Raw genomic sequence first — 12,102 nt, 5'->3', positions numbered from 1 at the left:
CCCCTATGTGGGAATTGCTCCAAGCGCTCGTGCTAGGCCTTGTCCGGCCCCTGGGCGCGCACCTCCTCGACATGGCTCAGGGAGTCGCGCAGGTCGCTCAGCCACGTGTCCGCATTCCGTCCCACCAGACGGACGCACCATGCGAGGGCGTCACTGCGGCTGCGCGCGACACCGCCGGCGATCAGGGTGTCCAGGATCCGGCGTTCGGGCTGGCGCAGCCGCGTCATGGCCGGGGCGGAGACCGTGGTGTACATGGCCCGGCGGCCGCCGCACTCCACACCCCACGAGACCTTGCGCCCGAACCGCCGTTCGGCCTCCCGTGCGACCCCGACGCGCTCCTCACGTGTGCGTTCCCGGAACTCCGCGACCCGCCCCTCGATCGCCGCGTCCCGCTCCGCCCGGGACGCGTCCTCGCCGAGATCGGGCTCCGGTATCCGTCCCACGACCGTGATCTCCTCACGGTCCACCGTGACATCCAGGAGCTCGGTGAACAGTCCGTCCGGCAGCCTCCCGGCGAACCAGCCCCGCAGCACCTTCTCCTGCTCGTAACCAGTCATGTAATGAAGATTACGTCGCTAGCGGCGGGTCGGAAGAGGTGTCAGCCGTCGGCGCAATCCGCCCCGGCCGAGGAGGCGCGGGCGCGCGCGGCCCAAGGCTCGCGCCTCCCATGCCCCCCGCCTAGAGTTGCGTGTATCGGAACAGAACGGCAGGCCCGGATGCGGCGCCTGCTCCGCCTGTCGCAGCGGGTGATGTGGGCCAACCCCCGCAAGGCCTCCCGGGTTACGAACCGCCGACGGCAGGCAGTGCGGCTGCGCTGCCCGGCGTGGACGCGTTCGCCGAAGGGCACGGCCGGTCGCATCGGAGCGTCCGGCGTCCGTGGTGAGAGGTGCCGCCCATGCGTGAGATCCTCCCTGCGCTCAGCCGCTGGTACGCGTCCGGGAGCCCCTTCGGGCTCGCCACCGTCGTCGCGGTCAGCCGCAGTGCGCCGCGCGGTCCGGGGGCGGCGATGGCGGTGGGCCCGGGCGACGAGGTCGTAGGCAGCGTCTCCGGCGGCTGCGTCGAGGGCGCGGTGTTCGAACTGGCCAAGGAGGTCGTCGAAAGCGGCGAGGCTCAGGTGGAGACATTCGGTTACAGCGACGAGGACGCCTTCGCCGTCGGCCTCACCTGCGGGGGAGAGATCACCCTCCTCGTGCGCCCCGTTTCGGGAGTGTCCGAACCGTCCTTCGCCGAGGTCGCCGCATCGGTCGCCGAGCACCGCCCGGTCGTGGTGGCCACGGTCATCGACGGCCCCGCCCCACGCGGCGCCATGCTCGCCGTGTGGCCGGACAGGGTGTCCGGAGGCCTGGGTGCCGGCGGACTCGACGCCGCGGTCACCGACGACGCGCGCGGCGAACTGGCCCAGGGGGCGACCGGACGGCGCCACTACGGGCCCGACGGCGAGCGGCGCGAGGACGATGTGACGGTGTTTCTGCAGTCCTTCGCGCCACCGCCACGGATGCTGGTCTTCGGTGCGATCGACTTCGCTGCCGCGGCGGCGCGGATCGGCGCCTTCCTCGGCTACCGGGTGACGGTGTGCGACGCCCGCCCGGTCTTCGCCGATCCCCGGCGCTTCCCCGACGGGGTGGAGGTGATTGTCGAATGGCCCCACCGGTATCTGCGCGGCACGGACGTCGACGAGCGGACCGTGATGTGCGTGCTCACCCATGATCCCAAGTTCGACGTACCGCTGCTCGACGTCGCCCTGCGTACGCCGGCCGCGTACATCGGTGCGATGGGAAGCAGGCGTACGCACGAGGAGCGCCTGGCACGGCTGAGGGAGAAGGGACTGGGTGAGGCCGAGCTGGCGCGACTGCGCTCGCCCATCGGCCTCGACATCGGTGCCCGGACGCCCGAGGAAGTAGCCGTCTCGATCGCCGCGGAGATCGTCGCACTGCGCTGGGGCGGCAGCGGCACGCCACTGGCGGACACGGCGGGCGCGATCCATCCACGGGGCATCAAGCCCCTGTAGGAGCCCGCGCCGGCGCGGGAGAGGCGCACGGTCCGGCACACAGAGTGGGTGCCGACGTCGACACCGGCACGGACGAGCCGGAGGCGATCGATCTGCAGCGCGCCGCGGGCATGCCGGTCGTCAGGCGTACGGCCGGACTGCCTGGCGAAGGCCCAGCGCGATGGGTGGGGTGCGGTGCGTTCTCGGGCGCTGCGGGGTGGGGCGGCTGGCCACGGGGGCGCTGGGCTTCCCTTGCCCCGCCTTCTGTGTGCCGGTCGTTCCACTGTGCTGCGCCGCGTCCCGGCAGATACGGATCGAAGCGCCCGGAGCTGCCGCGCACGGCGGCGAGGAGGTCCGGGCCATGTGCGCGAACGAGTCAGTCGCGCACGAAGGGTGTGCAGACGGCGTGATGGCCCAGGTGGACTTTGCGGCTGGTGTTGACGAACGTGGTGTGACCGCACAGCAGTCGGGAGCCGGCCGCCTCGCGGGCGTAGATCGGGGTCAGGCGGATCCGCGCTCGGGGCATGACACACAGTTCTCTGCTCTGGGGATGGAGGAACTCGACATCGAAACGGTCGCTGTCCACGAGATCGCTGATGAGAAAGCGGGCGGCCGTGGCCTCGGGACGGCCCGGGACATGGCCGGCAGCGGCCGCCTCGAGCGCACGACGCCAACGGCTCGCCGATTGGTCGCCGAAGAATACGCCGCGGCTGCCCCAGGTGAACTCCGAGGCGCTCGCGTCGATCACCTTCAGCACCTTGTCCCGGCGGTGGGCTTCGAGCTCCTCCAGCAGTCCCTCGTCGGGCCGTGTCGGCAGCACTCGCGACCGCGGCACGCCGGTGCGCAGTACGGCCAGTGCGTCCTTGCCGAGCCGATCGGCGATCCGGGTTTCCACCACGGGATCCCCTGCGAGCGAGAGCAGCGCCTTGGTGCCGTAGCCGTGGAACAACGGGTTGATCAGCTGCTCCGCGGCCGCGACGATCCGCCGACGGAGCTGCGTCTCGTACTGGCGCAGCTCCTTGACGTAGGCGAACCGCCAGCCCGTACGTCCGTCGTCACGGAACGCGGAAAAGAACTCCACGTCCATGGGGCAGCCGAATTCCTCACGCATACGGCGGGCAACCAGCTCGTTCTCGGGGCGATAGGTCGGATACTGGTCGTCCATCCAGATCCGGTCGATGCCGCGCACGTGGAAGGCGTGGAACAGTGGCCCGGCCGGAACGCCGTAGGCCTGTTCCAGCGCGTGCATCTTCCCGACGTTGCCGAAGGCCTCCTCCATCTCCGTCACCCGCGGGATTCCCTGGCTGACCACGACGTCGAGCCGGAACAGCTCGATGCGGCGATCGAGGTCGTGGCCGCGCAGGTCCTCGGGAACACCGATGTCCAGTACGGCCCGGACGCGCGGGTCACCTTCCGCGTACAGCTCCTGGACCACGTCGCAGAGCGCGAAGATCCCGGCTCCCAGCCGCTCCAGCCGCCGGGTCAGCACGGGACCGAGCAGGAAGGGGCGGGAAGCCACGAGCCAGGGCGCCCGGGACGGGTCCGACCCGCCGTACCGCACCTTCAGCGCCACGAGCGCTTCCTCGGCGCCGATCGCCGCGCTGAGCCGGTCAGGGTCCTGCCCTGTCGGCACGTAGACGACATCCGCGAGGTCGTGCCGACGCTCCTGCCGGGCGAAGGTTTCCACGAAGAAACCCTAGGACAGCGTCCCTTGTCGTGCTGGTGCGGGAAGACCCATTCACGGTCGAGACCCTGGACCGACGGCCAGTCCGGCGGCTCTTTCGAGGAATCGCGGCCGAGCCGATATCGCCGTCGTTGTCACCAACGGATACTGCACCCGCGACGCCAAAACCTGGGGTGACCGCCACTATGTCCACTGGATCGACCGCGACCGAATCCGCACCTGGGCCGAACACGGCACCCCACTCCACGACCTGCTACGCCTGCCCGACCGGACTGCGAGGCGAGTACCTGGGCTCCGCCAAGCGATTTCCCTCCCTCGAGAAGGGCGGGACGGCCACGTCCACATGGATCGTGGAATGGCAGGCGGCGGCCCTCGGAGACGCCGGCGAATTCACCGACTCCTGGCGTCGCGACATCTGCGCCCCTTCTGACCTGCGATGTACGTCACTGAGCACAGAGTGGGAACGCCCCTCGTCCACGTATCGTCCACAGACGCCTCGCTGCCGACGACACGATTCTCACTGATCGGCTGGGCCGACGGGCTGCCTGCGGACGGCCCCCATTCGACAAGATCGCATCGTCGGCCTCCGAAAAAGCCCCACGGAGAAACTCCAAGAGCAGCGCAGACCCTTGGGATGGTCCGTTGGCTACCGGCGTTTCTTTTTGCCGTTGAGGCGTCCCTTTGTCTGCTTCCGTTGGTTCGCCAGCAGTCGCTGGGCTGCAAAGCGTTTGCCCATCTTGGTCAAAGCTCCGGCCAAGGCCTCAGTGGTGGTCACGGTATCGGGATGGTGTTCGCCGAGCACGCGACGCTGGCGGTCACGTACGTCTGCAAGTAGCTGAGCCGCTTCCTGGTACCGACGGACGTTTTGCAGTGTTACGGCGAGGCTGTAGGCAGAGTCCAAGGTATCGGGGTGGTCATCACCGAGGACGCGCCGCCGACGCCGAAGCGTGTCCTCGTGCGCGCTGAGAGCCTCCTCGCGCTTGCCGGAGTTGTTCAAGATGTTGCCTAGGCTGTGAGCGACATCCAGGGTTTGGGGGTGGTCATCACCGAGGATGCGCTGCCCACGCCGAAGCGTATCTTCGTGCATACGGAGAGCCGCCACATGGTCTCTCACGTGGCTCAGGGCGATGCCTACGCCGTGTGCGGAGTCCAAGGTGTCAGGGTGGTCATCACCGAGGAACCGCCGCCGCCGCTGAAGCGTCTCCCGGTGCACGCGGAGAGCCTCCTCGCTTCTGCCCGTGCTCTGGAATGCGTTGGCGAGACCGAAGGCGGAATCCAAGGTGTCAGGGTGGTCATCACCGAGGATGCGCTTCTGATGCCGGAGGGTGGCCTCGTGCATGTGGAGAGCCTCCTCACGTTTGCGGAGGTTGTGCAGGGTGGTGGCGACGCTATGGGCGACCTCCAGGGTTTGGGGGTGGTCATCGCCAAGGACGCGCCGCCGACGCCGAAGCGTATCTTCGTGCATACGGAGAGCCGCCACATGGTCCCTCGCGTGGCTCAGGGCGATGCCTACGTTGTGGCCCGATTGAAGGGTGTCAGGATGGTCGTCACCGAGGATGCGCTGCCGACGTCGGAAAGTGTTCTCGTGCATGTGCAGAGCATCTGCGTGCTTGCCCAACTTCGATGTAATTACGGCTAGGTCGTTGGCGGATTGAAGCGTCTCCGGGTGATCGTCGCCCAGGACACGTCGCCTACGGTCGAAAGTGTCCTCCACTAGAGTCATGGCTCCGCTGACGTCTCCCACATCAGCGGTCGCATGACCGAAGTACTGCATACAGCTGAGAGTATCGGGATGATCCTGTCCCAATTCGTCGGCCCACGACTTGCTTAGGGACGTGGTGAGGCTGTGTGCGCTGCGCGGCTGGCCGCTCCGGAGGAGAAAGAGAGCGGCCTTGAGCAAGGTCGGCCGTAGCTCGGACCGCTCGGTGAGGACGCCCTGCTCGGGCACGAGGTGTGCGGCTAGAGAGGCCCAGGCGGGCCAGGTGTCCGGTGTTTCCGGGTTGCCTGGGTCGGTGCTGCTGAGGATGGTAGCGGCGTCGTTCCGGATCCTTGCAGCGTGCTCTGGACTGGTCTGGTCGCGGAGGACGGCCTGGGTGAGACGGTGAATCTGGAAGGTTTCGTGGTCGACGCGGGCGAGTCCGTAGCGGCTGAGGGGTTGCAGGGCGGAGTGTGGCCACATGAGATCGCCCGGATCACCGGGAATCGTGGTTAGCCGAGCACGAGCCCTCTCCAGCCAGCTGGTGGGAATAGGGTCAGGCCCGAAGAAGGCACCTAGACGGAGAAGAGCAACGGCGTCGGGTCGGTCGTCGTCCAGACGGGTGGTAGCGATGCCAACCGCGGCGGCCAGCGACGCCGGGTAGCCGGGTGCATCCCCTTCTTTCAGAATCCGTGCCGTGTTGGTGGTAAGGAGTTGGCGGTAGCGGTCGAGGGTCATGCCGCTGCCGATGACGCCCGCTGCTTGTGCGAGGGCCAGGGGAAGGTCGCCGAGGTCCCTTGCCAGGAGGTCCGCCTGTTCCGCGGTGATGGTCGGAATATGGACCCTGAGGTACGAGATCGAGTCGGAGCGGTTAAAGACGTCCAGGCCGGTTTGGTGGGCGATACCGCGCCAGTCCGGATTGCGCGAGGTGATCAGGACATGGCCGGAGCCCTCGGGCAGCCAGGGTTCGATCTGGTGGGGATTCTCGGCGTTGTCGAGAATGATGAGCCAGCGCTCCTGAGCCCGTAGGTGCTGCAGGATTGCACGGGCGTTGTGCTCGGATCCGGCCTCGGGTTTGGCGATGCCGAGACGGTCGGCTAGCTCGATGTAGTGGACGGGTACCTGGTCGGCTTGTTCGGCGTCGATCCACCACACCAGGTCGTACTGGCCGGCGAAGCGATGGGCGTACTCCAGGGCGATCTGTGTCTTGCCGATGCCGCCCATCCCATGCAGGGCCTGCACCGCGGCCTGCCGCCCGCTGAGTAGGCCGTCACGGAGTTGGGCGATCTCGGCCTCACGGCCGGAGAAGTCAGGGTTGCGGCGGCGTACGTTCCACACATCGGGCTGTCCGGTGCTACTAGGCAACCGGGGCTTGGTGCCGCTTGAGACCGCGGCCAAGCCTGCCGCCGGAGTGGCGCCGGGAAAGGGCGGTGGGCTGGCCGGGCGGGCGCCGCCGTTGATTGCCTCCTTCAGGGCCATTACGGCGGCGGTTTCATCCAGGCCGTGGAGGTCTTTGCGGAGCTTTGCGGCCAGGAGAGGGGGGACAACGGCAGTGGCGACAGGTTCGAGAGCGAGGGGGATGATGCGGTCACGGCGGGCTACGGTGGCAGTCCACTCCTCTTGGGTCCATCGCTCGGGGTCGAAGTAGGACTTGGAGAACAGGGCCACAACGGAGTCAGCTGTTCCGAGGGCGTGGTCCATGTGGTGCACGAAGTTGTCCCCGGTGTGCCAGTCCCACACATCGAGGGTGACATGGTGGCCAGCCTGTTCCAGATGCCAGCCCACCCATTCGGCCCATGGGCGGTCCGGCCCCGCGTAGCTGATGAAGAACTGTTGAGTGCTGTCGGTCATCGTGGCCCCCCGAGTGACCATGTGCTTGCCGTGTCGTGGCAATGATCCCGCCTATAGCGTGGACGCTGCAGGAAAACGTCAAGGTCGCCACTGGCGCGGGAGAGGGCTTGGGATGGGGCGGTGCCCAAAGCGGAGTCGCCTCCGGCGACACGACCTACGCGGGTCGGCTTCGCCGACGGCTGCAACACGCCTTGTGTTGCAGCGGCTTGCCCAAGTCGATGGTGCAGAAGGAGCGCGACATCACCTGGTACCAGCACGCCAGGAACTACGTGGAGATGAAGTGGGACCACTCCCCTGCCACGACCCGCCGGAATCTTGCTGAGGCCATGGCCACGGTCCCGCTCGCGCTGGTCAAGGACACCAAGGGCATGCCCGATCACAGGGCCGTTCGACAGACCCTCTACAGCTGGGCGTTCAACGTGAAGCGCTGGACGGAGGACGCGCCGGCAGACGTGCTGCTCGACACGGCGGAGGACGTCGCGCTGTACCGCAAGCTGTGGCAATTGCTGTGTGAAGCGGCCGTGTTCGAGCACCAGGCGCACCGCCTGATCGTCCGCGCACGGGCTCAGCTCCAGACTGCGTGAGCAACGCGGATCAACCCACCGACGGGCGCGCGCAATCCGGCGCAATCGCGGCGCGGTTGCACAATCACCGTCCCTACGGTGCCGGTCATGGCGACGGGACCCAGGGCTGGTGCCATTGGCACAAGGGCCCATCTGAGACGGCTGTACTGATCCAATTGGGGGAGCGGTCCTCCGGGCCGCCGGTGCCCCTGTACGTGTGCGCGCTGTGCCGTGAGCAGCGCCGACTCACGCCGCTGAGCGCCACGCGGGCTGCGTCATCTGGGCCGCCCGTCACCTGATCCGAGCGGATCAGGTCGGGTCGAACGACCGTACCGGCCGGAGCATTCCGCTTCCGGCCGGTCCACCGGGGCGCGCCGCAGGTGACTACAGGCCTTGCCAGTCGGGCTTGGCCGCGTACGTGGCGCGGAAGTAGTCGGCGAGCTTGAGGCGCGACGCCGCGGCCTCGTCGACCACCACGGTGACGTGTGGGTGCAGCTGCAGGGCCGAGGCCGGTACCAGCGCCGAGAGCGGGCCCTCGACGGCGAGCGCGACGGCGTCGGCCTTCGCCTCCCCGGTGGCCAGCAGGAGAAGATGGCGTGCTTCCAGGATGGTGCCGATGCCCTGAGTGATCACATGGTGCGGGACCTCGTCCGGACCGTCGAAGAACCGGGCGTTGTCCCGCCGGGTCTGCTCGGTGAGCGTCTTGATCCGGGTACGGGAGGCGAGGGAGGAGCACGGCTCGTTGAAGCCGATGTGTCCGTCGGTGCCGATGCCCAGCAGCTGGAGATCGACGCCTCCGGCCTCGGCGAGTGCGTTGTCGTAGGCGGCACAGGCGGCGGCCACGTCGTCGGCGGTGCCGTCGGGACCCATGAAGGAGGCCTCGGTCAGTCCGAGAGGCTCGAGGACCTCGCGCAGGACGACCGAGCGATAGGACTCGGGATGGCCCGCGGGCAGGCCCACGTACTCGTCGAGCTGGCATATCCGGGCCCGGGACGCATCCACCGCCCCCGCCCGCACCTTGGCTCCGAGAGCTTCGTAGACCGGCAGCGGGGTCGATCCCGTGGCGACGCCCAGGAGGGCATCGGGCTTGCGTCGCAGCAGGTGGGCCATGGCGTCGGCGATCAGTGCGCCGCCCGTGGCGGAGTCCTTGACGATGACAACTTCCACGAAGATCCCTGTCTCTGAAAGCGCAAGTGGTGTAGACCAATCTACCTGGTCGGGGGCCCGGCTGTCTCGTGCCGGGGCGGTCCCAGGGGTGAACACCGCACCAACTGATCCGCAAGCGCGCCGAGACCGCTCTGCGGGACGCGTTGGACGGGCCGTCCCACGACCGCGCCCACGCGGAGGGCGGCGGCCTCACCGCGCGCGGCCGCCGCCCTGATCCGACCCGGCCTGCGGCTCCGTGCTCGGGCCGGCTCGGTCAGCGGATGGCGGTGAGGCGTGCGTAGGCGACGACGTTCGCCTCGTACCCGCTCTCCTTCGTGTAGTCGCCGCCACAGGTGATGAGCCGCAGCTCCGCAGCGTCCGTGTCCGCGTAGACCTGATCGGCAGGAAAGCTCTTCTGGGCGAACATCTTGACGGCGTACACGGCGAACAACGCCGTACGCCCATCACCCCTGCGGACCTCGACGCGAGCGTTGCGCTTCAGGGCGCCGAGTGCGTAGAACACCGCGGGTCCGGCCTTGTTGTCGACATGCCCGACGACGACGGACGTGCCGCGCTCCCCAGGACCGACCGAGCCCGAATACCATCCCGCGACATTGCCGTCGCGCTGCGGTGGGGCGGTGATCCAGCCGTCGGGGTCCAGCCCGACCTTCGTCAGCGGAGCGTCCACGGCCGCGTCCGGAATCCTGATCCGCAGCGGCGCCGTGTGCGGAAGCGGGGCGGGCGCGTGCGGCCGCGGACGGGTGGCCGGATCGGGGCGTGGCGACGCGGTGACGGCGGTGGGCTGCGGCGGGGCGCCGACGGGATCGGCCGAGCCGTTGCGGATCAGGAACAGGCCGAACAGCAGCATGCACAGGACCGTGAACCAGGGGCCGCGCATCGAGGACGTGGGCATGGGTGGAGTTCCCTCCCGTTCCCGCTCGAAGGTGTGCGCTGACGGGGTGCCGCGCTCAACGGTGCCTGCCGTCCCGGCCCGACAGCGCGAGGCCGTAGGGCCGATGTCCCACGTCAGGCGCTGCCGCCGCCGGTCCGGATCGGCCGCCGGCGCAGCAGATAGACGCCGGCACCCAGCGCGCCCGCGACCAATGTGTAGCCCAGGGCGGCCGGTGCGGGGCCGAGACCGGCGAAGCTTCCGCCTTCCCCGCCCCGTACACCTCCGTGGGGCTTGGTCAGCCCGGGGCCGTTCTCCTCGCGTTTACCTTCGTCAGGCTTCGTCTCCCCGCGCGTGTCCCCCTCGCGTTTGCCTTCGTCAGGCTTCGTCTCCCCGCGCTTGGTCGGCTCGCGTTCGCCGACCTCGGATGTGCTCTCCTCGCGCTTCGTCGGCTCGGGCCGTCCTTCCTCGCGTGCGCTTTCTCCGCGCTCGGCATCCTCGAGCATGGCCGCTTCCGGCCTGGTCTCCTCCAGCAGGGCCAGTTCGGGTGTGGTGCCCTCGGGCCGGATTTCCTCTCCCTTCGTCCCCTCCGCCTCGGCACCCTCGGGCTCGGCCTCTGCGGGTTTCGTCTCTCCGGGCTGCTGGTGGGTGCCGGCGGTGTCGGTATCGGAGCCGGAGCCGCCGGTGACGGTCAGCGTGGCGGTCCCCTTCCGGTCCTCGCATGCGAAGGTGACCTCGTGGTCGGCGCCCGACTTCGCGTCCGGGTCGACTCGTGCCTTGCCGGGAAGGCCCTCCGCGAGGGTGACGGTGTCGAAGATGCCTGAGGAGACAGTGACCGTCCGGGCAGCGCACTCGGTGGCCGAGAGCGTGACCGTGTCGCCCGGTGCGACGGTCCGCGGGGAGACGCTGAAGCCGGACGGCACGACAGCGCTCGCCTCGACCTCGTCGTCGGCGACGGCGGCCGGCGCACTCAGGGTGAGGGCGGTGAAGCCGACGAGGGACAACGAGGCGATCCGTGTGGCGCGCATGTCTCGATCTCCGAGTTCCCGAGGAGCAGCCGCGGAGGAGTTCCACAAAGGGCAGGGAGATGCACCTCGACGGAAACGACGCTATGAGGGGGCCAGGAGGCCTGCCACTTCAAGGGGGCCGGGTGCGTCAGCGGCCCGACCGGACGTCCTCGCCGCCTCTGCAGCGGCCTCGCCCTTCGGATGCGTCGCCGGCCCCTCGGTCCCCGGTCTCAGGCCTTGCGGTAGCCGTACGCCTCCGAGGCCGCCGCCTCGACGGCGTCCAGATCGCCCCCGGCCGATGCGGTCACCACCGCGGCCACCGCTCCCTCCAGGAAGGGCGCGTCCACGAGCCGTGTGTCGCCGGGGAGCTCATCGCCCTCCGCCAGGAGCGCCTTCACCGTGAGCACGGCGCTGCCCAGGTCGACCAGCACGGCGACTCCCGCGCCCTGGTCGACCTGGTGCGCCGCCGTGCTGATGAGCTCGGAGCTGGTGCCGAGGCCCCCGTCCGGCGTGCCACCGGCCGGGGCCACCGGCGCGGTCGTACCGCCGCCCGCGAGCCCCTGTGCCAACTCGGCGACGGACGCGGCCACCTCCTTGCTGTGCGAGACGAGCACTATCCCTACCGGTACGCCGCCGCTCATGAATCCACCTCCGCCGCTTCCACAGTCTCGGTGAGCGCGGCGACGATCAGGGCGGAAGACGTCGCCCCCGGGTCCTGATGCCCGATGCTGCGCTCACCGAGGTAGCTGGCCCTGCCCTTGCGCGCCTGCAGCGGTACGGTCGCCAGCGCGCCCTGGTCGGCCGCCGCGCGGGCCACCGCGAACGAGTCGGTGGTATCGCCGAGCGCCGCCACCGCCGGTTCCAGGGCGTCCAGCATGGTCTTGTCCCCGGCCTTCGCCCCTCCCAGCTGCGCCACCGCGGCCACTCCGGTACGCAGCGCATCGGCGAGCTGGGCCGCGGACACCTCGGCATCGTCGCCCAGCGCTTTGCCGGTGCGCCGCAGCAGCGTCCCGTAGAGCGGCCCGGACGCCCCGCCGACGCTTGAGATCAACTGCCGTCCCGCGAGCACCAGTACGGCCCCCGGGGTCGCCGGTGTCTCCTTCTCGAGGGCTGCGGTCACGGCCGTGAAACCGCGCCGGAGGTTGATGCCGTGGTCCGCGTCGCCGATCGCCGAGTCCAGCTCGGTCAGTCGGTCGGCCTCGCGGTCGACGGCCGCGGCGACAGTCAGCAGCCAGCGGCGGAAGAAGTCGGCGTCGAGCACATGAACTCCCTGTGGCTC

At 69.2% G+C, this 12,102-nt stretch carries 10 protein-coding genes and 1 pseudogene; 3 read left to right on the top strand and 8 right to left on the bottom strand.

The window, feature by feature from the left end:
- Positions 1-32 precede the first annotated feature (32 nt).
- Positions 33-557 (bottom strand): hypothetical protein, encoded by a 525-nt coding sequence (locus ACFYWI_RS10370; protein ID WP_389228243.1) that lies wholly within the window; start codon positions 555-557, stop codon positions 33-35.
- 338 nt (positions 558-895) lie between these two features.
- On the opposite strand from ACFYWI_RS10370, the gene ACFYWI_RS10365 reads away from it, so the two are divergent.
- Entirely contained in the window at positions 896-2,008 is a 1,113-nt protein-coding gene (locus ACFYWI_RS10365) for an XdhC family protein (RefSeq protein ID WP_389228240.1), read from the top strand.
- Positions 2,009-2,363: 355 nt separating this feature from the next.
- Here the strand turns inward: ACFYWI_RS10365 and ACFYWI_RS10360 are convergent, their stop codons facing one another.
- Entirely contained in the window at positions 2,364-3,674 is a 1,311-nt protein-coding gene (locus ACFYWI_RS10360) for a hypothetical protein (protein WP_389228237.1), read from the bottom strand.
- A 109-nt stretch (positions 3,675-3,783) separates the two neighbouring features.
- On the opposite strand from ACFYWI_RS10360, the pseudogene ACFYWI_RS10355 reads away from it, so the two are divergent.
- A pseudogene (locus tag ACFYWI_RS10355) lies at positions 3,784-3,945 on the top strand (restriction endonuclease); the annotation flags it as partial.
- 372 nt (positions 3,946-4,317) lie between these two features.
- Here ACFYWI_RS10355 and fxsT read toward each other — a convergent pair.
- Complete coding sequence (fxsT, locus tag ACFYWI_RS10350) at positions 4,318-7,218, bottom strand: FxSxx-COOH system tetratricopeptide repeat protein (protein WP_389228234.1); 2,901 nt, start codon at positions 7,216-7,218, stop codon at positions 4,318-4,320.
- A 206-nt stretch (positions 7,219-7,424) separates the two neighbouring features.
- Between fxsT and ACFYWI_RS10345 the strand changes: the two genes are divergently transcribed.
- Positions 7,425-7,802 carry a hypothetical protein gene (locus ACFYWI_RS10345; protein WP_389228231.1) on the top strand — a complete coding sequence of 126 codons (378 nt, stop codon included), beginning with the start codon at positions 7,425-7,427 and terminating at the stop codon, positions 7,800-7,802.
- A 363-nt stretch (positions 7,803-8,165) separates the two neighbouring features.
- Here the strand turns inward: ACFYWI_RS10345 and nagB are convergent, their stop codons facing one another.
- From nagB to dhaL, 5 genes are all read right to left on the bottom strand, one after another.
- Positions 8,166-8,948, bottom strand: a complete 783-nt coding sequence (nagB, locus tag ACFYWI_RS10340; RefSeq protein WP_389228229.1) for a glucosamine-6-phosphate deaminase — start codon at positions 8,946-8,948, stop codon at positions 8,166-8,168.
- Between the two features lie 253 nt (positions 8,949-9,201).
- The gene (locus tag ACFYWI_RS10335; protein ID WP_389228225.1) at positions 9,202-9,840 is read right to left on the bottom strand and encodes a class F sortase; all 639 of its coding nucleotides are present in this window, start codon (positions 9,838-9,840) and stop codon (positions 9,202-9,204) included.
- Between the two features lie 113 nt (positions 9,841-9,953).
- Positions 9,954-10,844, bottom strand: coding sequence for a hypothetical protein (locus ACFYWI_RS10330; RefSeq protein WP_389228222.1), 891 nt, complete (start codon positions 10,842-10,844; stop codon positions 9,954-9,956).
- 209 nt (positions 10,845-11,053) lie between these two features.
- Complete coding sequence (locus ACFYWI_RS10325; RefSeq protein ID WP_389228219.1) at positions 11,054-11,464, bottom strand: PTS-dependent dihydroxyacetone kinase phosphotransferase subunit DhaM; 411 nt, start codon at positions 11,462-11,464, stop codon at positions 11,054-11,056.
- On the bottom strand, positions 11,461-12,084 hold the full coding sequence (dhaL, locus tag ACFYWI_RS10320) for a dihydroxyacetone kinase subunit DhaL (protein WP_389228216.1): 624 nt from the start codon (positions 12,082-12,084) through the stop codon (positions 11,461-11,463). The genes ACFYWI_RS10325 and dhaL overlap by 4 nt, the downstream gene beginning before the upstream one ends.
- Between the last annotated feature and the right edge of the window lie 18 nt (positions 12,085-12,102).

Source organism: Streptomyces sp. NPDC002889, assembly GCF_042888425.1.
Taxonomy (GTDB): domain Bacteria; phylum Actinomycetota; class Actinomycetes; order Streptomycetales; family Streptomycetaceae; genus Streptomyces.
Note: the sequence above shows the minus strand (reverse complement) of the source record. Positions and strands in the feature narration are given on the sequence as shown.